Consider the following 24,266-nt stretch of genomic DNA (forward strand, 5'->3'; position numbering starts at 1 on the left):
GATCGTCCCCCCGGCGACCTGAAGGAAGCGACCAAAAGGTGAAAAGAGGACGTGCCCTGCCTCGTGGAAGGGAAGATTGACGAGGTGCAGGAAAGTTTCGCCCACGTAATTAGAGGCGACAGGATGGGTCAGGATGCGAAAGCTGTAGAACGCAAGGAGGGCGAGAAATGCACATCGGCCGGCAACAATGCCCGTGGCAGCGGGCTTGGCAGCAACGGCCGCAGCCAACGACAAGTCAAATTCCTGATCCGCAGGCGTTTGATCCGGGTGCTGCCGTACCTTAGCGAAGATGACACCACACCTGGGGCAGGTGTCACAATTTGGCTGGAGCGGTGCCGAACACTTAGGGCAAACCGCGAAGGCTGTGCTTGCCTCAGGTGAAGTCATGGCTCAAGGCTTCCATAAAAAAGATGACGCCTATAATAATCGTCGCTGCACTCATCATTTTCTATTCATCTATTTCGACCAGAACTTCACGCTGGTATCTTTAACGTGACGCTTATCTGCCTCCTCAGCAGTTAGCTCCTTGATGTTCAGATTATCATTGATGCACTCAATCCGGTAATCTTTACCATCTTTGGTCAAGCCCTTTCCTACCTCCCACACCACTTTGCTTTTCCCGATTCCAGAGTCGAACTGTTTCTGGAAACTCTGGACTATCGGCGCGTTCGGTCCCCACTTGTTATTTTCTTTCATCCATATAATCGCCTTGGAGCAAGCGGTCTCGCTCTTCGGCCCGGCTTCGCTCGATGTAGTGAGATTGGGGGCATTAGGCGGGTCAGCTGCGGAAACTCGCAACGTGTCATCCGGCTTCAATGAAACAAACCCAACATCTCTAAGCCGGTTTAATATCCTGTCCAGGAATACGTCCGCCGTCTTGTCATTAATCAGCGCGTAGGATGATTCGCTATAGGTAATCGAGCCGCGCCAGACGATCTTTTCCTGAAATTGGTCATAGATATGGGCCGCCATATCAATATTGGTGTTGCCATCTTGTTTTCTGATGCTGGCGTTACTGGGGGTTATGGTGAGGAGGTAGGGGAACTCTTTCAATTGCATGGGGGGCAGGGTCGCCGGTTCGCCTGACGACTCGTCTACATTGAGATAGGCTTTGGCTTTTATACCGTTTTGTGCGAATACCTCGGGGATTCGTTTATGGACAACCGCATATACCTTTTTCATGGTGCTGTTTACAGTGTTGATGTAGGCCTGATCACTCTTTTCCCTTGCCTTGAAGGTTTTATTGTCAAGGACCACGACTATTTCATGAATCGGTCCCGCAATATTGGCAGTCTTGTGACCAATTACTCTCGTGTTTGAGCAACCAGACAAAAAAATGCAAATGCAAATCAGTAAAATACAAATTTTAGCCACGCTATCACCCCTTTTTCGTTTTTCACTTTGCTTTAGTTTTATTTCGTCAAATAGGGCTGAGGCTGACTACCGACCAACGGCACAGTTCATAGTTTAAGGGACGCAGTTGACCTGTTAACTATTTCTGCGGCACTTTCCGCTCTCAGCCAACTAACCAACTACCGCCCCCTGGTTCCGCTGTTCAGTTCCAGCTCGGAAGCCCGGTAACTATGCCCAGTGCAACGACACTTTTCAACTGATAGTAGCTGCGGAACAAGATTGGGCCGTAGGCCGCAGATTAACATGCAGGTTAATATGGATCAATTATATTTCTTGTACTGTAGCAAATCTGTAGTCTCACTATGAGCCGGTTATACGCATGGTCCTGTGTTCGAAGTGAAAGCACCTGCTGACGTCAGAAAAAATAAAAGGCTTAGCCCGTGAGAGCTAAGCCTTTTTATTTTTATATGGTGCCGGAGGTCGGGGTCGAACCGACACGGGGTCACCCCCGCTGGATTTTGAGTCCAGTGCGTCTACCAATTTCACCACTCCGGCGTCTTCTGCAGCGCTTTTTAATAGTAGCGCCTCAAAGAGACACATCTTATACCAACAAAACGTGCGCCGGTCAAGTAACTTTGCCTAACATGTCGCATTCTTGTCAGACGGTGCGCTCCGCCAGCTTCGCCTGATACAGCTCGGCATCTTCGGCCGACAGAGGCTTGCTGAACAGATACCCCTGGATGATGTCGCAACCATGCCGCACCAGGAACTCGAGCTGCGCCTCGGTCTCCACCCCTTCCGCCACCACCTTCTTGCCCAGGGTGTGCGCCATGGCGATGGTAGCCGAGGCGATGGCGGCATCGTCCGGGTCGACCTCGATATCCTTCACAAAGGAGCGGTCGATCTTCAGCTTGTCCACCGGGAAGAGCTTAAGATAGCTAAGAGAAGAATAGCCGGTCCCGAAATCGTCGATGGCGAGCCCGATCCCCATCGCCTTCAGGGCGCCCAGGATCCTGACGCTCTCGACGGGACGCTCCATGGTCATGCTTTCGGTCACCTCCAGCTCGATCATCCCGGGGTCAGCGCCACAGTTCTTCATGATCTCCGAGAGCATCTCCGGAAGATCTGGCTGCCGCAACTGCCGGGCCGACAGGTTGACCGCGATCTTCACGGGCGGAAGCCCTGCCTCACGCCACCGCACGGCCTGCTGGCAGGCCTTCTCGAAGACATGCCGCCCTATCTCCAGAATCAGTCCTGTCTCCTCCGCAACCGGGATGAACCGGTCCGGGAAGACCAGGCCGTCATCCGGGTTCTGCCAGCGCACCAGGGCCTCGAGCCCGACCAACCTGCCGCTGGCCGGTTCCACCTGGGGCTGGTAATGGAGCACGAACTGGTCGTTGGCGACCGCGCTGCGCAGGCTGTTCTCGATGGCGAGCCGTTGCCGCGCGGCGGTATGCATCTCGCTGGTAAACATCTGGTAGGTGTTTCGCCCGGCGGCCTTGGCGTGGTACATCGCCGCGTCCGCGTTCTTGAAGAGTTCCGCTACCGTCATCCCGTCGCTTGGAAAGACGCTGATGCCGATACTCGGGCTCGTATAGACCGTGTTGTTGTCCAGGAAGTACGGCGCGGCCACCGTTTTCAGGATCTTCTCGGCCAGATGCGCCGGCTCGACCTGCGACCGTATCCTTGGTTGAACCACCACGAACTCGTCGCCGCCAAACCGCGCCACGACGTCCTCCGCACGCAGCGAGCCCTTCAGCCTGGATGCCACCTCCATCAGCAACAGGTCGCCGACGTGATGTCCCAACGTGTCGTTGATCATCTTGAAGCGGTCCAGGTCCACGAAGAGGACGGCAAGCATGTGCTCTCCCCGCTTGGCCTGCTCGAGGGCCTGGGTCAACCGCTCGACCAGTGTGTGCCGGTTGGGAAGCGAGGTGAGCGTGTCGGTGTGGGCCAACTGCTCAATCCGCTTCTCAGCCTCTTTACGAAGCGTGATATCGGAGAAGGTCGCGAAGTAGTTGGTTATGGTGTTGTCTGGGTCGCGAATGGCAGTTATGGTGAGCCATTTGGGATAGAGGGTACCGTCCTTGCGCTTGTCCCAGATCTCCCCCTGCCAGTAGTTGGTCTCAAGGATGGAACGCCACATGTTCTGGTAAAACTTCTTGTCCTCGATACCGGACTTAAGGACCCTGGGGTTCTTGCCGAGTGCCTCCTCGTGCGAATACCCGGTAAATTGGGTAAAAGCCTTGTTGGTCTCGATTATCCTGTTTTCACTGTCGGTTATGACGATCGCCTCGCCGCTTTCGTTGAAGATCTTGGCCAGCAGCTTGATCCTCTTCTGCGTCTTCATCTGCTCGGTGGTGTCCCTGATGCACTCGATGGCGCCGATGACCTCCCCTTTCGAGTTGCGCAGCAAGGATGCGGATGAGGTAAGGTGTGCCGGGGCTGCGCCGAGGCTCGGGGCGTAGCACTCGCCTTGCACGATGTCGCCGTTGCGAACGAAACCTTCGTAGCGCCCCTCGCTATCAACGGCGGGGTTCAAGGCGAGGTCGATCAAGAGAGGACGCCGGTGACCATAGAACGGGATGGCGTATTCCAAGCCGCCCCGCCCGATCATCGCCTCGGGCGCCACCCCGGTGAGCCTGGTGAGCTCGCGGTTCCACCCCACCACCCGGCCGGAGTTGTCGATGATGAGCGTGGCATCGGGCAGGAACTCGATGATGGTCAAAAGGTACTGCTTGGAGTCCTGGAGCTCGAGGTTTTTCTCCTTCAACTGGGCCTCTTGATGAGAACGCTCCACCTCGACGATCATGGCACGTCGTGTGATGAAACCGATCGAAACGAGCCCCAAAAGCCAGATCGCTCCGTGACTGGCCGCAACTCCACGGGCCTGATTCCCGGCAGCGGCGTAAAACGGCGCAAGCGGTATCGAAACGTCGGTCCCCCCCCGCAGCTCCCCCACCTTGATTCCGGTCCAGGCATGGCAATTGATACAGGACGGCTCCATGATCATGGGCTGCATCATGCGCAGGTAGGGCTTACCGTCGATGAGCGTCGCGGTGTAATAAGTCTCGCGGGTCCCCTCCACGATGAACAGGGCGGTCCGCTCCCACTCGTCCGGCGCATCCACCGGGTTGATGTACAGCATGGAGGTGATCCTGGTATTTATGCCATAGAACTGGGGGGCTTCCCGGGTGATTTCGTTCATGATCATGGCCGGGTTTTTCAGAGTAAGTTTCACGCCTCCGGTGGTTTCCAGGTCCCGATCGGGTACGTGATTCAAAAAAGGGCTGGGCGAAACCAGCGGCCCTTGCTCCATATAGATACCGCCGCGTTTGGAGGCCCATTTCCTGAAGGCGAGATCCTTGGCAAGCGCTATCTCGGCCTGCGTCCTGGCAAGTTCAAACGCCTGCTGGTAGGCGACGCGGACATTCCACCACACGGCCAGTGAAAGGAGCAGGGTCCAGACCAGGACGGTGATTACAGATCTAGTGAGGATTGTTTTGACGGATCCGGTGTGCGGGAAGGAATTTTGGTGGTCGGATATCACCTCAGCGACTCTCCCGGGTGTTCGGAGTGCTCGGCGGATGTTGAATGCGACAACGATCCCATGGACGGTCGATGGGCAGCACAGAGGGCACTGACCACCGGTTTGGCTGCGGTTGTCTATGACATATCGGGTCAGAGACATTACGACTGTATAGGAGGAAACGAAATACCGGCTTCGCTACGCCTGGGGTGAAAGATATCGCAGACACCGTAGCCAAGTCATCATTAAAAGCACGCCGCCTTGGCGAAACCGGAACAGGAGTGATCGGTTGTGCAGTGCCAAGTGCGTAAAGCCGCATCCAGCGCGGCTGTGCGGGAATAACTTTTTTACATCCCGGCTAGAATTATTTATTGACAGTCAAAGAACCGTTTGCTATAAACATGACTCCTTAGATGGGGCTGTAGCTCAGTTGGGAGAGCGCTTGAATGGCATTCAAGAGGTCGACAGTTCGATCCTGTTCAGCTCCACCATCAATTACAAAGGACCTGGGACTTTCCTAGGTCCTTTTTTTGTTTCCAGGTAAAGCACTCGACTCCGGCCGGGTGCTTTTCTGTTTCAGGACTACCTTCCGACGGTCCCGCTGTTATCTGCCGACGCGCTTGAATACCCCGTCATCTCCAGATAGCCGGAACCGCCGGGACTCCCCTCCACGCCGCGCACAGCAACCGCCCCCTCCCAGTAACGAAACCCGGTCAAAAGTTCCTGGTCGGCGAGCCTCGGCTCAATCTCCAGGGCAATCCCAGCCGCTGGAACCCTCAGGCGCCACACCGAGGGATAGCGGACGCGGCTTGCCGGGCTTTCCCACCACCTCACCACCTCCAACTGCACGTCCTCACGCTTGAGAACGGTGCTGCGCCCGTCGGGGGCGACCAGGGTCCCCCCGGAAAAGGGATCGCTGCTGCCGTCACGCTTTCGTAACCGGTAGAACATCACGTCCCTGCCGTCATCGAGTTGCAGGGCGAACCAGTCCCAGCCGACCTGGTCCTGCTCGAGCGCGCTGGTGCTCCATTCCCGGTCCAGCCAGGACAGCCCGCTCACGGCAAAGCGCTCCTTCCCGATGCGCAGGGTCCCGGATGTCGCCATGCGGGGGATCGAGTAGTAGTACGACGCGTTCCCGGCGGTACCCCCCTTGCGGCTTAGCCCCCCTGCCCCGTTCAGGATCTCGGGCTTCACGCTCACCAGGTTGAAATCCACGTCCATATCGGGCTCCGCTGCGGTCAACCTGACACCCCAGGGACGGGCGGAGTTCTGCAGCATCGCCCAATTCTCCAGGCGCACGGCAAGAGGATCCCCGCCCGCGTCGGCAAGCCCCAGCGCGCCGCGGCTGAAGCGCTCAGCAAAGCGGAACCTCTTTGCAGCGACGTCGGTCACGGCGAAATGCGCCATGTAGACCTGGTTGGTCCCCCAGGCCGATAGCCTGGCCTCGGCCCCGGGGGTGAGCGCCGTCTTGAAGAAGGTGAGCTGGTAGCCGAAACGGCGCCCGTCCGAGGCCCGCAGGTTGCCGGTGAAATACCACCACTCGTTGCGAAAGCCGGGGTGGGGACCATGATCGGCAGGAAAGGAAAAGCGGCGCGGCTTGTCGGCGCGGAGATACCCGGGGGCGGCCCCCCCGCCGAGGGTCTGGGTGACGCTGAAGGTTTCGGGCCGCGCGGTTGCGGCCGGCCGCCAGGCGGACCAGAGGTACCAGAGCAGCAGCGCGGCGAGGATAACGGCCGCGGCGATGATCAGGAGGCGGCGCATGCTACTCTTCCTCCTTGAGCGCCTGGGCGGGCGAGGTGCGTGCGATCCTGAGCGATGGGTAGATCCCCGCGAGGAAAGCGGCGGTGACGGAAAGAACAACCGCCTGGACGAGCTGCGCCGGGGTGATCGCCAGCTGCATGGTCCAGCCGAAGGAGCGGAGGTTCACCACGTAGATCAGCACCAGGGCCTCGACGATGCCCAAAGGGAGCGACAAGAGCCCGGCGATGAGCCCGATCAGCACCGTCTCCCCGCAGACCACACCCCAAACCTGCCCCGGGGTGAGCCCCACTGCGCGCAGCACGGCGAGCTCGCGGGCCCGCTCCACCTGCATGGCCATCAGCGCGGAGAGGATCCCCACGAAGGCGACCAGCATGGTCAGCATGCGCAACACACCGGTGATGGCAAAGGTACGGTCGAAGACCTCGACCGTCGCCTGGCGCAACTGCGCGTTGGAGACCACCGTCACCTGCTCCCCCCCTGCCTTACCGCGCACCAGTTCCAGGAGCCGCGCTACGCTGAGCCCGGGCCCCGCCGTGAACGACATGCCGTCGACGCTTTCGTCGCCGAAGTTCGCAACGTAGCCGGTGCGGCTCATGATGACGATGCCGGTGTCGGAGCCGTAGTCATAGATGATGCCGGCCACAGGAAACCGCCTCTCGCCGCGGCTGGTGCGCAGGACGACGCTGTCGCCGGGGTGCAGGTGGTGCCGGTAGCTGTACGGCTCGGAAACGAGCACGGCCTCGCCGCTGCTGAAGCGTTTCCAGGCGAGGGCGGGATCTCCGTCCTTGAACGGGTAGCGCAGGAAGCTCCGCTCGGGGACCTGCACCGAGAAAACCTCGGTAGCGCCGGACGCCCCCTCGATCCGGACACGGCGCGACAGCGTCACCTGGGCCTCCCCCTGGAGCCCTAAGAGGCGCCGCACCAGGGCCGGGTTGAGCGGGGGACGGTAGCGGCCGCCGCCCCGGTCGGCCGAGGTGAGGTAGACATCGGCCTGCAGCCAGTTGCCGAGCCAGTTCTGCACCGTGAGCCGGAAGCCCCCCACCATGATGCCGACGCCGATCCCGGCGGACACGGCGACCACCAGCGCCGCTGTCGCCACCCCGGTTCGGGAGAGCGACACCACCACACCGCGTGCCGCCATCCTTCCCAGGGAGCCGAGCAGCAGCTCGAGCAGGGGACGCAGCAGCGCAGACATGAACATCACCCCCGCGGGAACCAGCAGCGTGTAGCCGACGATGACGGCGAAAAGCCCGGCGAAACCGCCCACGATGCCGCCGCGCTCGGTCAGGAAGAGGGCGCAACCGGCCAGCATCAGGATGACTCCGCAGCAAGCGGCGAGCGGCACCAGCCTCCTGCGGCGGGACTCCACCTGCGAGCGCGACAGCACGGCGCGCGGGGGGGCGCCGGTCGCCTCCAGGGCGGCCGGCAAGGTGGCGGCCAGGGTGGCGGCGACCCCGAGAAGCGCCCCCTTCCAGAGGGCAGCCGGAAGCAGCGGCAACCGGCGCACCTCCATCACGAAATAGAGGTCGTTGATGGTCCTGGTGACCAGCCGGGTCAGTTCCGAGCCGAGCAGGGCACCCGCCGCAAGCCCGGCGATGGTGCCGGCGATACCGATCAGGAGCGCCTCGGCGCAGATCATGGTGAAGACCTCGCGGCGGCTCACCCCGAGGGCACGCAGCATCCCGATCAGCCGCCTTCTGCGCACCACCGAAAAGGTCATGGTGTTGTAGATCAGGAACATCCCGACCACGAGGGCGAGGAGGCTCAACGCCTTCAGGTTCAGCCGGAAGGCGCGGGTCATCTTGTCCAGGGCGCCGGCCCTGGCACCGGCGGGGACAATGTCGGCGCCGGGGGGAAGGACGGACCGTACCTCAACGAGCACCCGCGCCCCCTCTTCTCCTTCCGGCAGCACCAGGTCGATGCGCGACAATCGCCCGACCAGGCCCAGGAGTTCCTGCGCCGTGGCGATGTCGCAGACAAGGACCGAGGCGAGCGCGACCCGGCTCACCTCGTCGGGAGGCTCGAGGAACCCGGCCAGCATCAGCTGCCGCCTGACGCCTGCACTGTCCGCCGGGAAGGTGGCGCCGCGCTTAAGGCCGCGCTCGGCGGCGCTACTGGCAAGCATCAGGACCGCACCGGGGCGCGTCATGAGGTCGGTGAGCACGCCGCGATCGGTGAAGCGGGAGGAAAAGCTCCTGATGGGAGGCTCGGAAAAGGGATCGATGCCGATCAACTGGAAGGTGCGGCCTGATAGCTGCAGGTGCCCGGTGACCACGGGGGCGGAGCCGCGCAAGCCAAGCCGGACGCGGATCGTGCGGTAGAGCTCCTCCGGAAGGCCGGTTGGTCCGCCGACCACCTGGTGCGTCGCGCGCCCGGCAACGGTTTCTGCGGCGAGGCGGAAGGCCCGCTGCGCCGCCTCGTTGGCCTGATCCACCGCGGTGACCACGGCGACCCCGAGGGCGACGCCGAGGACGGCTAGCACGGTGAGCCAGGGGTGGCGCAGCACGTTGCGCATCCCGGCGCGCCACAGGATCATGGCCTCGCTCCCGGCAGGCCGGCACCGTCCACAAGGACACCGTCCTTGATGCTCAGTACCCGGTCGGGGAGGGTGGCGACCTCGCTGCTGTGGGTCACCAGCACCAGCGTGGTGCCTGCCGGCCGGAGCAGGCGCTGGAACAGATCGAGCACCTGGCGTCCTGTTTCCGCGTCCAGATTCCCGGTCGGTTCGTCGGCCAGTACCAGCTTGGGGGCGTGCACCAGGGCGCGGGCCACGGCAACGCGCTGCTGCTCGCCGCCGGAGAGGCGGTCGGGAAAGGCGCGGGACCGGTCGGCGAGCCCCACGGCATCGAGGAGCTCGCCTGCGCGCCGGCGCTGCACGGGGGTGAGAAGCCCGGCCAGCTCCAGGGGAAGCAGGACGTTCTCTTCCACGGTGAGGGTGGGGATCAGGTTGTAGAACTGGAAAACGAAGCCGATGTGGTTGCGGCGGAACAGGGTGCGCTCGCGTTCGGAGAGGCGGTTCAACGCGGCGCCGTCCACCCTCACCTCCCCCTCGTCGGGAAGGTCGATGCCGCTGACCAGGTTCAACAGTGTGGATTTTCCGGAACCGCTGCGCCCGAGCAGGAAGACCCAGGAGCCGGTGGCTATGGAGAGGGAGGCATCGCGGAACACGACCCGCTCCCGGTCCCCTTCGCGAAAGCTCTTGCCGATCCCCTTCAGTTCGACAATCGGTTCTGCCATTACCTGTCCTTTGCCTTGAGCCGCGGCGATACCCGGATCAGTTCCCCTGTTTCGCCTGCAGGGCCTCCTGCTGGGCCCGCTCCATCTTCTTGTTGCTGAGGTAGGCCGCCTTGTCGATCTCCTTCAACTGGCGCGGGTACTTGGCGGTCAAGTCGTACCAGCGGTTCAGGCGCTGCTCGAAGCGCTGTCCCTCCGGGTACTTCAGGGCATCCAGGTAGGTCTGCAGGGCGAGGTAGTAGCGCATGGTGTTGCGCTCCACCGCACCGCGCACGCCGTCGATGTAGGTCTGTTTCCCATCGTCCCCGACCAGGGTGAAGCCTACCTTGTCCCTGCCGAGCGTGGCGAAGTAGGTCTTGATGGCCATGCGCGCCATGGTGCCGTGGCTGTAGGTGTAGCTGAAATGCAGGAAGGTTCCCTGCCCCTCCAGCGGCACGGCCTGTACGCCGATGCGGTGGTCCTTGGTGCCGAAGGGCCCCTCTTCCCCCACCAGGGCGAGCTCCAGGTAGTCGGGCTGGCTGGACGCGACCCGGAAGGCGAGTTTCAGCGGATAGGCGTCGGATGGGGGCTGGAAGTACTTCCGGCCGCTGTAGAGGGTCAGTTGGGTCTGCTGCTTGGTGGTCTTGTAGACGCAGGCCTTGATGTTGATGTGCAGCGGGGTGATGTCGCACCAGGCAGTCGGGGACTGCAGGGCCTCGCGGACCGCCTCGAAGGGGTAATGGAAGATGCCGTACATGTCGACCCGCACCGAGTCCTGCCCCTCGAGCGATTCGAGGTAGATCGGGGCACCGAACTGGTTCTTGTCGAGCTTGGCCTTGAGGAGGGAGTGCTTGGCCAGGAGCGCCCGTCCCCCCGAGGACTCGGTCTCTGCCGCGCGCGCAAAGGTGCAGCAGAAAAGGATCACCAACAGCACGCAGGCGAAAAGCCTGACTCGAGAAATCCGTTTGGGACCTACCATGCGATAGAACCTCCTCCGGCGGGCCGGCTTGCTGAGCCGCGCGAACGCGTCGGCATCAGGGGATCTCCCCCTCGTCCGTCGCCTCGGTGTCGGCCACGGCATCGTCCCACAAGGTGAACAAGACGGCGAAGATGACGGGCCCCACGATCAACCCGAGCAGCCCCATGCTGATCACGCCGCAGATGGCGCCCAGGACCACGGCCAGGGTAGAGATGTCGCTGGATGCGCCGATGGCGAGGGGGCGAATGGCGTTGTCGGCTATGCCCACGAAGATGATGCACCAGGCGGCGAGGAGCCCCGCGGCAAGATAGGAGCCGTTGAGGGCGAGGACGGCGACCAGTGGCACCCAGACCACCCCGGTGCCCACCACCGGGATCAGCGCGGCGATGGCGGTGAGCGCGCCGCAGAAGATGGGCGCCGGCACCCCGGCAACCCAGTAGCCGAGCCCGGCCAAGACCCCCTGGGTGGCGCAGGTAAGGACGGTCCCTACGGTCACCGCGGTGGTTATGGACCGGATCTGCGAGGCGTAGTGTTGCGCCTTGCGCGGATCCGGGGCAAGCCTGCCGATGAAGGCGCAAACCACCCGCTCGCCGTCGCGGTAGATGAAGTAGACGATGAAAAGGGCGATGGCCAGGGTGCCGAGGAAGCTGAACATGTTGCGCGCCAGGTCGGTGGCGACGCCGAGTATGACGGTGGAACTGGTGGAGGCGATCTTGCCGCCGATGCCGGCCAGGTCGATGTCGAACCGATCCACCAGCGACATGATCTTCTGTACCGCGGGGAAATGACCGAAGCTGGAAGTGCCGGTCTTGGCCACCGTCTGGACCAGCTGCAGCACCTGCCGGTACCAGTCGGGGGCGTTGACCGCAGCGGTGGCAACCAGTGCGGCGACGGGAAGGACGAAGCAGACGGCTACGGCGAACACCATCAGGCCGGCGGAGCGGTTCGGATGACCCGGGTAGCGGCGCAGCACGCGGTTGTAATGAGGCATGGTGGCAACGCCGATGATGAGCCCCCAGGCGAGCGGCTTCAGGATGGGGGCGGCCAGGATAACCATCAGGACGACGGCAGCGGCCGTGACCAGGGCCGCAAGTATGCTCAGATAGAGTCTTCTGTCCATCGGTCTCCCCTCGAGGATGGTGTAGGCTTTATGGATTACCGGGGTGCTTCGGGAGTGCCATGGCTGGACCGGGTCCGGTCTCTGATCCGGGCGGGCGCCGGGGCGCCCGCCTGACGGTAAGGGTGGCGTCGCTTAGCGGGTGGTCTCGATCTTGCGCTCCTTCTCCTCGGGGGCCGCGCTCGGGCGCTGGGTCCCCTCGGGCTGCACCGACTGCTCGGTCTGGAACGGCAACCGCTCCCGCCGCTCGTTGCCCAGGGTGGGCGGCTCTTCAACAACCTTCCAGTTCTTCCCCACCGGGACCGAGAGTTCTTTCACCGAGGCCGGCTGTGCCTGGGGCTGCTGTTTTGCTTCGAAGATGGTGCAGGCGCTGAGTGACAGCAGGCTGATAACGAGTAGCGTGGCATGTGCGTATCTCATGGTGTCGACTCCTGAAGGTTGTGCTGGCATGTGAACTGGATCAACTTCTGCTGCTGAGCGTTTGGGCCCTGCACCTCTTGGTCATGCTGAGACTAAGGATAGCAAGACGCAGATATAATTAAAAGTTTTGTTTTGAACGGCTCAGCAACTCCAACAGCAGCCTTCGGAACCAACGTGCCGCCAAAAACACACAAGGGCCTATTATGGCAAAGATCTGCGCCCGGTCAACTTGCGGCGCTACATGACCTTGAACTCGGCAAGGGGATACACCGCCATCCCCGACAGATCAGGCTTGAGCGACGAGGCCTCGACCGGTGCGTTCAACTGCGGTTCGTCGAAGACGATGCGCACCTCGCCCCCCGCGGCGCTATGGATCTCGATCGTCTCGGGAAAGGGGACGCCGTCAAGGCTCCGATACCCCTGGTAGCTCGCCTGGTCGCCAGAAGGAGCGACCTTGCGCTCCAGCATCCCGATCTCGTCGTAGTGGTAGGCGGTACCGGCGATCTCCACCTTCTGCCTGAGCGGCCCTGGCAGCGGCAGGGGCGACGGGGCCATCACCCACTGGAATAGCTGCAGGCTCTTCAGGGCGCTCTGCTCCGGGAGTTCGGAGAGAAGCCCGGTGAAGGCGACCTGCTTGGACGGAATGACGCAGGTGAAGCGGTCGCTCTCGCCGAAGGCCTCCAGCATGGTCTGCCCGAACGGTGAAAGGATGAGCAGATGGTACATGTCGGGGGCCTGGTAGACCAGGTAGCCGCGCCCGGCACTGCTGCGCTCGCCCGACGAGGCAGAGAGGCTCACCGAGGACTGCAGGGTGGTGACGCTGCGTCCCGGGACCAGTCCGGTGAGAGGTTGTTTCACGGCGGCGCAGCCGGAAAAGACGGCGGCGCAGACGATGATGAGGATCAGTCGGCTCAAGTGGAGACGGTTGTTTTCAGTCACGGTAACCTCTGGTTGTGGTCGGTTGATTCGAGTCAGGGGGAGGGCTCGGCCTGCGCCATGTCATGGGCCACGAAGCGGCCGCAGACGAAACAGAAGACGCCGGCCAGCACCATCACGAGCGGGGTGGACAAGAGAGCCGTCCTGAGCCCCCACTGGTCGGAAAACCACCCCAGGATGGACGGGGAGATGGCATCCCCGAGCGCATGGATGAAGAAGATGTTGACCGCGAAGGCCATGGCGCGCACGGCGGGATCGGTCACGTTGAGGATGACGGTGTTGAGTGGGCCGGTGTTGAGGAAGAGGAAGAACTCCGCCATGAAGATCGCCGCCATGCAGGAGGGGACGTCCTGCGCCATGATGGCCCAGGCGGCAAAGGGGGCTCCGATGAAAAAGCCCCAGCCCGACACCAGGAGGTACCCCTTGCTGCTCTTCTTCTGCCAGCGGTCGCCGAGCACCCCCCCGACCAGGGTGCCCATGATGCCGGCCACCACGGTGACGGCGCCGAACATGAGGTTGGCCTTCTCCACGTTCAGGGCATGGGTGCGGAAGAGGAAGGTAGGGATCCACTGCGCCAGCCCGCCGATGGCGAAGGTCATGGCGGCCATGGCGAGCGTGTTGGTGACGAAGGAGCGGTTGTTAAAGAGCTGCAGGTACGCGGCAAACCCGTGCCCCCCCTCCCCCGCCTGATCCGTTTCGGTGATCCTGCGCTCGGGCGTGCGCAGGAACCAGAGCGGCACCGCTACCATGAGGCCGGGGAGACCGACCATGAGGAAGGCGGAGTGCCAGCCGAAACGCTGCCCGAGAACGCCCCCCAGAAGGTACCCGAGGGCGCTCCCCACCGGGATGGCGACGTAGAACCAGGAGAGGACGCTGCCGCGCTTCTCCTTCTCGAAGAAGTCCGCGATCAGTCCGGGCGAGACGGTCCCGAAGCTCGCCTCACCCACCCCGACGGTGGCGCGGGCGGCGAGCAGGGTGCGGTAGCCGGGCGCGAAGCCGGCCAGGATGGTCGCGAAGCTCCAGATGACCACGCCGGTGGAGGCGAGCTTGACCCGGTCCCAGTGGTCGCCGAGCCAGCCGAACACCGGGGCGATCACCATGTAGCTCACCATGAAGGCGCTCCCGAGAAGGCCGAGCTCCGTGTCGGTTATGGAGAGGTCCGCCTTGATCAGCGGGAAGACGGCGAACAGCACCTGCCGGTCGATGTAGTTGAGCAGGTTAACCGCCAAAAGCAGCCCCAGGGCGTAGCGGCGGTAAGCCAGGGAAATCGGTTCCTTCATCCGACACACTCCTTCATCGCAACGATCATTGAATTTCAGCCACCGCGGCCTGCGCCCTGGCCACGATCTCTGCGGGCTCCTCGAACCGGAACCGCAGAGGCTTCCCGAAGCTGACCGTCACCGTGCCGCGCTTGGGAATGCCGGTCTTTTGGGGCGGGAGGATCTTGTCGGTCCCGACGATCTTCACCGGCACGATGGGAATCTCAAGCTCCTTGGCAATGATGCCAAGGCCGAGCTGAAAGTCCTGCATGCTGCCGTCGTGCGAGTGCCCCCCCTCGGGGAAGATCAGGGTGTTCAGACCCCGGTCGGTGAGTTTCCCCATGTATTTCACGGCTGCGGAGAAGCCGCTGGTCTGCGGCAGCGGGAACAGGTTCAGAAACAGGGTCCCGTACTGGTAGGTTGCAAGCCGCCAGAGACGTTCCAGCCCGTGGTAGTCGCCGAAGAAGAATTCCTCCCAGGCGGCGGTCGCGGTGCGGTAGCGGACCTCCCTGGGGAGCGCGAACATCAGGGAAGGCTGGTCGAAGTACCCGAGGTGGTTGGCGACGAAGACCACCGGCCCCTGCAGGTGCTCTACGTTCTCGCGCCCGCGCACCTCGAGCCGCACGAAGAGGCGGAACAGGGGGTAGTTCAAGAGCGCGTCCCCCAGCATGCGCAGCGCGCGTACCGGCGCCGTGTTGGTCCAGAAGCGGTAATGGCCGCGCCGGTGCCCCTTCTCGCGCCGGGCGATAATGCGGCGCACCTCGGAAACCCTGGTCTGCGGCCCGATCTGCGAGTCCTCGATATCGAGCCTGAACTCCTGCTCAAGGTAATTGACCAGCTCCAGGCGGGCGATGGAGGTGAGTCCCAGGTCCGCAACCAGCAGGGAGTCCTCCCTGATCTCGCCCGCGTCGGTGCCGGTCACCTTGGACAGGAGGTTCACCAGGTGATCCTGGCTCGCGCCGGCGCCACCAGCGGCGGCACCCTGTTTCACCTGCTCCTTGACCTGGAACTTCCTGATCTTCAGCGTGGTGGTCTTCGGGAACTCCGGCTCTGGCCAGATGGTGTAACCGGTGATCTGGTGCAGGGTGTCCAACTGGGCGTTGGCCCGGGCCAGGATCTCGTCGGGCTTCGCGCCGCTGTCGTCGAGCAGCAGGACCGCGTGCACCTCCTCTCCGGCACCGCGGTCCAGGCCGATGACGCAGGACTCCTTCACCCCGGCGACCTTGTTCAAGACGGCCTCCAGCTCGTCGGGGTAGACGTTCACCCCGCTGCCGGTGACGATCAGTTCCTTCTCCCGCCCCTTGATGGTGAGCCAGCCGTCCGGCATGATCTCGCCCAGGTCGCCGGTCTTGAACCAGCCGTCCTCCGTGAAGGCGCCCCGGGTCGCCTCCTCGTTCTGGTAGTACCCCGGAAAGACGTTGTCTCCCCTGACCACCACCTCCTTGCCGTCGAGCCTCAGCTCTACCCCGGGGAGCGGCGGCCCGACCGAGCCCGCCACCTGCTTCTCCACGGTGTTCACGCAGAGGACCGGCGAGCACTCGGAAAGGCCGTACCCCTCGAGCACGGTGAAGCCCATGGCATCCCAGAAGCGAAACACGTCCGGGTCGAGCGGCGCCCCCCCCGAGACGAAGACGGTGAAGTTGGCGCCGAACTTTTTCTGCACGGGGAAGAAGAGTTTCTTCCTGGCGGGCTTGGAGAGCCCCTCCCCAAGCTTCGCGAGCGAGGCGAATACGCCCGAGAGATGCTTCTCTGCGAGCTCGCGCTCGATGGTCGTCTTCAGAAGCTGCATCAGGCGCGGCACCGACATGATGACGTAGACGTCTTCCTCGCCGAGCGCCTCCATGATGGCGGAAGGCTTCAGGGTGCGCGGATAGATGACGGTGGCGCCGCGGTACAGCGGGGTGAAGAAGCCCCCCATCTGCTCGAACATGTGCGACAGCGGCAGCAGCGAGAGGAAGGAAAACTCCGGGGTGATGATGGGAACCTGCTGGTTGATCTGGACCATGTTGGCCACCAGGTTCTTGTGGGTCAGTATCACCCCCTTGGGGTTCCCGGTGGTGCCCGAGGTGTAGATGAGCTGCGCGATGTCGTCGGGCGCGGGATGCACGACCTCGGCGTAAGGGGGGACGTCCTCCAGCAGGTACTTCAAGTCCTCGAGCAGCAGGGAATCCGGGACGTCGAGCCGCTCCGGCTTGAAGCGGCTTTGCAGCACCACCTTGGCCTGGGTCAGCTTCAGGATCGACTCCGCGCGACCGCGGTCGGACATGAAGTCGACCGGAACGGCGATGGCACCCCGCATGATGATGCCCCAGTAGGCGACACCCCACCAGGAGGAGTTCGGACCCCACAAAAGCACGCGATCCCCTGCAGCCACGCCGCGCCGCGCCAGCAGGCCCGCCATCTTCATGGAGAGCTCGGAGAGCTCGCCGTACGAGACCGCGAAGCGGCGCACCCCGGTACGGTTCACCAGGGCGGTATCATCCCCCCGCGGTGCAAAGCTATGAAAAAGATCTACCAGTGTCCGCATAGCTGACTCCCGTAGGCGGCGCATGTCAGTTGCAGCTTAATGACGGTAACGTCAAAACTTGGAATGAAAAGAAAGACCGGGCGGCACCACCTACTGACACTACTTACGTCCGCATCATCTTCCCAAGCAAGCATTGTCACACGTGCGCATCGCTTTGGCAACCATGCAACGGCAAAGTGCAATCAATCGCAACGTCGCGAGCAACTGCGACGGGGAGGCGAGTTTAACCGATGACGGGCGCAAAACCAATCCTAAAGAGAAGAAGGCGGTGCCGCTGTGCTGACGGTTAGTTGCTACCTTGACTGAAATTCCTTGCGCCATAAAAAAAAGCCGCCCCGTAAGGAGCGGCTTTTTGCAGTGCGTATGGGACGATCAGGCCACCTTTGCCTTGGCGCTTTCCTTGGGGGCCTTGGCGCCCTTGGTCACCTTGGCGGGCTTTGCGCCCTTGGCGGGGACGGCCTTCTTCGCCTCTATGTTGGCCATACGCACCCCGCGCGCCTTGGCGAGATTATCGGCCAGCCCGCGGTCGAGAGCCATTTTCCTGCGAGCCTCGGAATAGTTCTTGGCCGCCAGCGGCTGCTTGCCCGGGATGCCGAACTGCTTCTTGTACTCGCCCGGCTTCATGCCGTGCGCGGTGTTCAGGTGACGCGCCAGCGTCTTGAAGCCTCCTTTGCCGCACAGCATGCAGACGACCTCGCCTTTCTTGAAAGCTTCTTTTACTGTCAAGGAAGCCTTGGGTTCCTCTACACCCTCGACAGGTTCGCCTGCTTCAAGGTTTTTGAGGGCGCTGTGCACTTTGCTGATTTCGAATATAAGCTGATCAGAAGTCATCGGAGTGCTAGACGCATGTGACGCTACGATCTGAGCCGCGATCTCTACCAAAGTTGCCATTGATTATCCCTCCATTGATCATTATCTGCTTGGCAATATAGTGGCAGGTTTCCATGCATTGTCAAATCAACAAAATAAACTTTTTCTTTGTGTCAGCCGGCATAGCAAGACAGGAGGATCAATGAAAGGGAACGCGCCTGCAGGTTCTCAGTATCGCAAAAAGTGGAACGGACAGAATGTTCGATCACCTGCCGTATGAAAGAGAATGAGCGAGTTGCCGCCAACCAGATACAGAACGAAGCCCCAATATACCATCGGCGCCCCCTTTCAGCTCGTAGTGCAGTGCGCGACGGCGCGGGGCAACACGACCAGCGCGGTAGGGAAAGGATTTGCCGGAAATAACTTTTATTTTAGTCAAGAAGTCGAGTTTTCCGGTTGACAAAAGCGCACCGTCTCAGTATTACTAAAGACGCTGGTTAAAGCGGCACCCTTTACAACCGAATAGCATTACTTATCTAGAGCGATCGAGGGACTGGCCCTGTGACGTCGCGGCAACCTCCCCACGGGGGGAAGGTGCCAAATCCTGCGGAACGGAAACGTTCCGAAAGATAAGGAAGTGCGGACCAAGCCATTAGATGAGTCCCCTTCCGACCCCGGAAGGGGACTTTTCCATTTGGAGGCTACGATGAACATCGCAACCACTGCAGCACAGATAGGCCTGGAACGGGAGAGCCGGACCGGCGCGGTCACCGTCCCCATCTACCAGACCGCCACCTTCCGCCACCCCGGCCTGGGCCGGAGCACCGGGTACGACTACAGCCGCTCCGGCAACCCGACCCGGCAGGCCCTCGAGGAAGGGATCGCCAGGCTCGAAGGCGCCAGCCGCGGCTTCGCCTACGCCTCCGGTATGGCCGCCATCACGAGTCTCATGTTCCTGTTTAAACAGGGAGACCACCTGATCGTCACCGAAGACCTCTACGGCGGCAGCTACCGGCTGTTCGAGAAGCTGTTCCAGCAGTTCGGCCTGAGCTTCAGCTACGTCGACACAAGCGACGTGGAGCTGGTGCGCCGGGCGGTCCGCCCCAACACCCGCGCCCTGTTCGTGGAATCGCTCACCAACCCGCTCCTGAAGGTGGCCGACGTGCGGCAGCTGGCCGACCTTTGCAAGGAAAACGGCATGCTCTGCATCGTCGACAACACCTTCCTCACGCCGTACTTGCTGCGCTGCCTGGACCTCGGGGCCGACATCACCGTCTACTCGGGGAGCAAGTACCTTGCCGGGCACAACGACGTGGTCTGCGGCGTGGTTGCGGTGAAGGACGCGGCTCTCGCGGAAAAGGTGTACTTCCACCAAAACGGTGCCGGCGCCGTGCTGGGTCCCCAGGATTCCTGGCTTACCATCCGCGGCATCAAGACGCTCACCATACGCATGGAGCGTCAGCAGGAGAACGCCCTGGCGCTGGCCCGGTGGCTGGAGCGACACCCGCAGGTTGGCAAGGTCTACTACCCCGGGCTTCCCGACCACCCGGGACACGAGCTGATGAAGAGCCAGTGCGGGGGCTTCGGCGCCATGATCGCCTTCGAGGTGACCGAACCGGCTCTGGTGAACCGGCTCCTGATGAAGACGGAGCTCATCTCCTTCGCCGAGAGTCTCGGCGGGGTCGAGAGCCTGATCACCTTCCCCCAGGTGCAGACCCACGCGGACATAGAGCCCGAGAAACTGCAACGACTCGGCATCAACCACCTGCTGCTGCGTCTGTCGGTTGGAATCGAAGACAAGGACGACCTGATCGCCGACCTGGCGCAGGCATTCGAAGGAGAGCACGCATGAAATTCGCCACCGAACTGATCCACGGCGTCGACCCGATCGATCCCGAGCACGGCTCCGTCAGCCACCCCATCTACCTGTCCTCGACCTTCGCGCAGCGCTCCGTAGACAGCTTCGGCCGCTACGACTACGCCCGTTCCGGCAACCCGACCCGCGAGGCGCTCGAGGAGGCGATGGCCGGGCTGGAAAAAGGAGCCGTCGGCCTCGCCTTCGCTTCGGGGATCGCGGCCACCGCCTCGACCCTGCTCCTGTTCAAGCCGGGCGATCACCTGGTGGTGTGCGAGGACGTTTACGGCGGCACCTTCCGGCTCCTCACCACCCTGTTCAAGGGGTGGGGGCTGGAGGCGACCTTCGTCGACGCCACCGACGTTGCCGCCATCGCCGCGGCGATCCGGCCCGAGACAAAGGCGCTCTACCTGGAGACCCCGTCCAACCCGCTCATCAAGATCACCGATCTCCCCGCCGCGGTCGCCCTCGCCAAGGAGAACGGCATCCTCACCATCGTGGACAACACCTTCATGACCCCGTACCTGCAGCGGCCGCTGGAACTTGGGTGCGACATCGTGGTCCACAGCGGCACCAAGTTTTTAAACGGACACTCCGACGTGATCTGCGGCTTCGCCGTCGCCAGGGATCAGGAACTGGGGCAGAGGCTGCGCTTCATCCAGAACGCCTTCGGCGCCGTGCTCGGGCCGCAGGATTGCTGGCTGGTGCTGCGCGGCCTGAAAACCCTCAAGGTCCGCATGGAGGAACACCAGGCAAGTGCCCGGAAAATAGTGGCCTGGCTCTGCGGGCAGAAACAGGTGCGGCGGGTCTACTACCCCGGACTTCCCGACCACCCCGGCCACGAGATCCACAACCGCCAGGCAAGCGGCCCGGGGGGCGTGCTCTCCTTCGAGCTCGAGAACTACGACGTCACCAAGCGGCTCTTGGAAGGGGTGAAGCTTGCCGCCTTCGCGGTCAGCCTGGGGGGCGTCGAGAGCATCCTCTCCTACCCCGCCAAGATGTCCCATGCGGCGATGCCCCCGGCCGAGCGCGAGACGCGCGGCATCAAGGATACCCTGGTCCGTCTCTCGGTGGGGCTCGAGGACCCGGACGACCTCATCGCCGACATGGCGCGGTTTCTCAACGTTTAGGGGCGTATGTGCACAGCCTGCCCACCCGTTGACTGCACCTCTGGGGGGCGAATAATCATTCGCCCCCCGCAGTCGCACCTTCACCTCGCACGCCATTCGGCAATTGGCCGGGCACCGGCGGCTGGGCAAATATGTATTTGCCCCTACAGAACCTGCAATCTCACGCGTGTAGGGGCGAATAATCATTAGCCCCCCCAGTCGCACCGCCACCTCGCACGCCATTCGCCAATGGCCGGGCACCGGCGGCCGGGCAAATATTTATTTGCCCCTACAGAACCTGCAATCTCACGCATGTAGGGGCGAATAATCATTCGCCCCCCCCCAGTCGCACCGTCACCTCGCACGCCATTCGCCAATGGCCGGGCACCGGCGGCTGGGCAAATATTTATTTGCCCCTACAGAACCTGCAATCTCACGCATGTAGGGGCGAATAATCATTCGCCCCCCCCCCAGTCGCACCGCCACCTCGCACGCCATTCGGCAATGACCTGGCACCGGCGGCTGGGCAAATATGTATTTGCCCCTACAGATCCTGCAATCTCACGCATGTAGGGGCGAATAATCATTCGCCCCCCCAGTCGCACCTCCACCTCTCACGCCATTCGCCAATGGCCGGGCACCGGCGGCCGGGCAAATATGTATTTGCCCCTACAGAACTTGCAATCTCACGCATGTAGGGGCGAATAATCATTCGCCCCCCTCAATCGCACCTTCACCTCTCACGCCATTCGGCAACGGCCGGGCACCGGCGGCTGGGCAAATATTTATTTGCCCCTACAGAACCTGCAATCTCACGCGTGTAGGGGCGAATAATCATTCGCCCCCCCAGTCGCACCGCCACCTCGCACGCCATTCGGCAATGACCTGGCACCGGCGGCTGGGCAAATATTTATTTGCCCCTACAGAACCTGCAATCTCACGCATGTAGGGGCGAATAATCATTCGCCCCCCTCAATCGCACCTTCACCTCTCACGCCATTCGGCAATGGCCGGGCACCGGCGGCCGGGCAAATATTTATTTGCCCCTACAGAACCTGCAATCTCACGCGTGTAGGGGCGAATAATCATTCGCCCCCCCTTCCTGCCCCTTACTGCTCAAAACGCAAGAAGGCCCGGGGACTCCTTCCCGGGCCTTCTTCATTCCAGTATCGGGACGGCGTCCCCCCCTACTTCACCGCCTCCATTTGAAGCTCACCGTCTTCACCCCCGGTATCGCCTGCTGGAACACGGCCAGGCCCTCGTCGGTGATGCTGTTGCCACTGCTGGTCAGTCCCTGCAGCCCCTGCATCCCCTGCAGGTAGACAAGGCCGCGGTCGGAGATACGGGTCTGGTACAGGTAGATCCTCTTCAGGTTCGCAAGGGTCGAGATGCTGAGCAGGGCCGCGTCGGTTAGTTCCGGGCCGTAGAGGTAGAGCTCCTCCAGGCCCGAGAGGTGGACGATGCTGTCCAGGTCGGCGTCGCAGACGTCGTACAGAAAGAGCGACTGCAGGTCCTCCGGACGCAACCCGTTCAACAGCTTGAGCTTCCGGCTCGCCCCCTCTTTCACGTCCAGCCGCAGGGCCTGGTCCAGGCCTACCTGGACCGCACCGATGGCAGGCCCCGCCTTCTTCCAGGCGTTGAAACTAACGGAGTGAAGCTCGCGCAGGTACAGGCTGCCGCAGGGTTGGTCGTCCGGGAAGGAGACCACGCGGCCTTGCCTCGCCGCCCCCTGCATGCGCCCGCGGCCCTTTTCACCCAGCAGGGCAGCCAGGCGTCGCTGGGCACGCGCGATGTTTATCTCCGCGGCGGCCACCAGGTCCGCGAAGAGATCGCTGCCGGCGGCGGCGCTTTCATCGACGCGCAGCTTGAAACGGTGCACGTAGCTGCCCCGGAGTTGCTCGATCTGCTCGTGGATCTCCCGGATCGCCTCGACCTCGACGGCTATCTGCTTTTTAAGCCGTGACAACTCCGCCCTCAGGTCGCTTTGCTCTGCCTGTTCGGGGAAATGCCGCCGCCAGCTCCTTAAGATCTCGCGCAGGGCGCGATGATCGTCCTCGGCGTAGGCCTTGTTGGCCTTCAGCATCAGCTCGTGTCGCAGCGAGCCGGCACCCTCCCCGGCCAGATCGGGGTGGATGGCCTTGGCGACCTCTCGGTACAGCGCCTTTATGTCCAGGGGATCAGACTTCCAGACCCGCCCGTGCGCCTGGCCTTCCCCCCGGAAGGAGGTGCCGCTTTGGTAGGTCTGGGCATCGCGGAAATCGTCGTCGTGGCTTGGGCCGGAGCCCTCATCCTCGTCACCTTCCGCATCTTCCGGAACGTAAGCGCCGGAAGCCCTCGCGATCTCGGCCTCAAGCCTTTCCAGCTCGGCCATGCGCCGCCCCAGCGTCTGCTGGTAGTTCCGTTCGAAACCCGCGATCTCCTCGCGCAACCGGTGCAAGACGGTGGCAGCCTCGGCGTGGCGGGCACGCAGGGAAGCAAGCTCGGCGCGCTTTTGCTCGAGTTCTACTTCCTCGGAGGACCTCTGTTGATAGTGGGCAGTCATAGGCGTCGCACTGTCTCAAGAATTATTTACAAACTGTCATTTTTGCCGCGACATTAGCACGACCTGAGGCAGAGTTACAAAAGATTTTATCACACTGACAGGAAATCTGGTTCAGGCATGGAGGAAGACAGTGCCATGAGGCAACGGCAGAGACACAAGAGAGGATCAGGTCACGGAAGCGATCGAAAGGCAATAGATGCAGCAGAGGGAGAAAAGGGCGAAGGCTGTGACAGTAAGAGTCGATATTCAGGGACGATCGCCGCGCATCATGCGGGTCAGCAGCCGGTCCAGAGCGGAGGCGAAACGCTGCCGATCGGCAAGACCGAACTGCGCCGGGCCTCCCAGCAGCAAGCCGTCGTTGCGCAACTCCTGCATCAGGTTGCGCATGGAGAGGCGCTCCCCCACGTTCTCATCGGTGTAGAGTTCGCCGCGCGGGTCGAGCGCAACTCCTCCGCGCTCAACGACACGGGCGGCCAGCGGGATGTCGGCGGTGATCACCAGGTCGCTCGCCTCGGCGTGCTCGGCGATGTAGTCGTCGGCGACGTCGAAGCCGGCTGCCACGCGCACCGAACTGATGAGCGCCGTGTGCGCCCGGGACAGGTCGCTGTTGGCGACCAGGCAAACCGGCACCTTTAGGCGCTGCGATGCGCGAAAGACAATCTCCTTGATGACCTTGGGGCAGGCATCGGCATCTATCCAGATCTTCATAGACTCATTTCCTCGGTTCTGTGGCACTGCAGACGGATCTGCCGCGTCCTTATCGCTGTCACGGTAAGGCACGCTACTACAGCGCGCCCCCTGTGTCAACGCGCCGGATTCTGTATACTAAGTAAAAACCTTTAAATCTTATTTAAAA

Annotated in this window: 16 protein-coding genes, 2 tRNA genes and 1 riboswitch; of the genes, 3 read left to right on the top strand and 15 right to left on the bottom strand. The window is 62.3% G+C overall.

The annotated features are described in order from the left end of the window. Positions 1–456: 456 nt before the first annotated feature. From KP003_RS09380 to KP003_RS09390, 3 genes are all read right to left on the bottom strand, one after another. A complete protein-coding gene (locus tag KP003_RS09380) occupies positions 457–1,374 on the bottom strand; it encodes a hypothetical protein (protein ID WP_217300644.1) in 918 nt (305 codons plus the stop codon). Positions 1,375–1,821: 447 nt separating this feature from the next. Continuing rightward, positions 1,822–1,908 (bottom strand) — tRNA-Leu (locus KP003_RS09385). Positions 1,909–2,011: 103 nt separating this feature from the next. Further along, complete coding sequence (locus tag KP003_RS09390) at positions 2,012–4,903, bottom strand: EAL domain-containing protein (RefSeq protein WP_217300645.1); 2,892 nt, start codon at positions 4,901–4,903, stop codon at positions 2,012–2,014. A gap of 394 nt (positions 4,904–5,297) precedes the next feature. Between KP003_RS09390 and KP003_RS09395 the strand changes: the two genes are divergently transcribed. Continuing rightward, positions 5,298–5,373 (top strand) — tRNA-Ala (locus tag KP003_RS09395). 91 nt (positions 5,374–5,464) lie between these two features. Here the strand turns inward: KP003_RS09395 and KP003_RS09400 are convergent. The 10 genes from KP003_RS09400 to KP003_RS09445 form a co-directional block, all read right to left on the bottom strand. Then, a complete protein-coding gene (locus tag KP003_RS09400; RefSeq protein ID WP_217300646.1) occupies positions 5,465–6,643 on the bottom strand; it encodes a lipocalin-like domain-containing protein in 1,179 nt (392 codons plus the stop codon). A gap of 1 nt (position 6,644) precedes the next feature. Next, entirely contained in the window at positions 6,645–9,179 is a 2,535-nt protein-coding gene (locus tag KP003_RS09405) for an ABC transporter permease (protein ID WP_217300647.1), read from the bottom strand. Then, complete coding sequence (locus tag KP003_RS09410; protein WP_217300648.1) at positions 9,176–9,880, bottom strand: ABC transporter ATP-binding protein; 705 nt, start codon at positions 9,878–9,880, stop codon at positions 9,176–9,178. Before KP003_RS09410 ends, KP003_RS09405 begins: the two co-directional genes overlap by 4 nt. 37 nt (positions 9,881–9,917) lie before the next feature. Beyond that, entirely contained in the window at positions 9,918–10,835 is a 918-nt protein-coding gene (locus KP003_RS09415) for a hypothetical protein (RefSeq protein WP_217300649.1), read from the bottom strand. Positions 10,836–10,890: 55 nt separating this feature from the next. Continuing rightward, positions 10,891–11,955 carry an AI-2E family transporter gene (locus tag KP003_RS09420; protein WP_217300650.1) on the bottom strand — a complete coding sequence of 355 codons (1,065 nt, stop codon included), beginning with the start codon at positions 11,953–11,955 and terminating at the stop codon, positions 10,891–10,893. Between the two features lie 132 nt (positions 11,956–12,087). Continuing rightward, positions 12,088–12,372 carry a hypothetical protein gene (locus KP003_RS09425; protein WP_216498830.1) on the bottom strand — a complete coding sequence of 95 codons (285 nt, stop codon included), beginning with the start codon at positions 12,370–12,372 and terminating at the stop codon, positions 12,088–12,090. Positions 12,373–12,609: 237 nt separating this feature from the next. Beyond that, positions 12,610–13,311, bottom strand: a complete 702-nt coding sequence (locus KP003_RS09430) for a lipoprotein insertase outer membrane protein LolB (RefSeq protein ID WP_216791673.1) — start codon at positions 13,309–13,311, stop codon at positions 12,610–12,612. A 32-nt stretch (positions 13,312–13,343) separates the two neighbouring features. Next, the gene (locus KP003_RS09435; RefSeq protein ID WP_216498832.1) at positions 13,344–14,588 is read right to left on the bottom strand and encodes a spinster family MFS transporter; all 1,245 of its coding nucleotides are present in this window, start codon (positions 14,586–14,588) and stop codon (positions 13,344–13,346) included. 25 nt (positions 14,589–14,613) lie between these two features. Continuing rightward, positions 14,614–17,094 (bottom strand): AMP-binding protein, encoded by a 2,481-nt coding sequence (locus tag KP003_RS09440; protein WP_217300651.1) that lies wholly within the window; start codon positions 17,092–17,094, stop codon positions 14,614–14,616. 372 nt (positions 17,095–17,466) lie between these two features. Beyond that, on the bottom strand, positions 17,467–17,985 hold the full coding sequence (locus tag KP003_RS09445) for a Ros/MucR family transcriptional regulator (RefSeq protein ID WP_216498834.1): 519 nt from the start codon (positions 17,983–17,985) through the stop codon (positions 17,467–17,469). A gap of 448 nt (positions 17,986–18,433) precedes the next feature. Then, a riboswitch (SAM riboswitch) is annotated at positions 18,434–18,540 on the top strand. A 70-nt stretch (positions 18,541–18,610) separates the two neighbouring features. Between KP003_RS09445 and KP003_RS09450 the strand changes: the two genes are divergently transcribed. Continuing rightward, positions 18,611–19,756, top strand: a complete 1,146-nt coding sequence (locus KP003_RS09450) for a trans-sulfuration enzyme family protein (protein ID WP_216791675.1) — start codon at positions 18,611–18,613, stop codon at positions 19,754–19,756. After that, positions 19,753–20,889, top strand: coding sequence for a trans-sulfuration enzyme family protein (locus tag KP003_RS09455; RefSeq protein ID WP_216498836.1), 1,137 nt, complete (start codon positions 19,753–19,755; stop codon positions 20,887–20,889). Before KP003_RS09450 ends, KP003_RS09455 begins: the two co-directional genes overlap by 4 nt. A gap of 1,171 nt (positions 20,890–22,060) precedes the next feature. On the opposite strand, the gene KP003_RS09460 is transcribed toward KP003_RS09455, so the two are convergent. Both KP003_RS09460 and KP003_RS09465 read right to left on the bottom strand, forming a co-directional pair. Then, a complete protein-coding gene (locus KP003_RS09460) occupies positions 22,061–23,410 on the bottom strand; it encodes a molecular chaperone DnaJ (protein WP_216791677.1) in 1,350 nt (449 codons plus the stop codon). A 246-nt stretch (positions 23,411–23,656) separates the two neighbouring features. Then, on the bottom strand, positions 23,657–24,118 hold the full coding sequence (locus KP003_RS09465; protein ID WP_216791679.1) for a YaiI/YqxD family protein: 462 nt from the start codon (positions 24,116–24,118) through the stop codon (positions 23,657–23,659). Between the last annotated feature and the right edge of the window lie 148 nt (positions 24,119–24,266).

Origin of the sequence: Geomonas diazotrophica, assembly GCF_019063885.1 — a bacterium.
Lineage (GTDB): Bacteria > Desulfobacterota > Desulfuromonadia > Geobacterales > Geobacteraceae > Geomonas > Geomonas diazotrophica.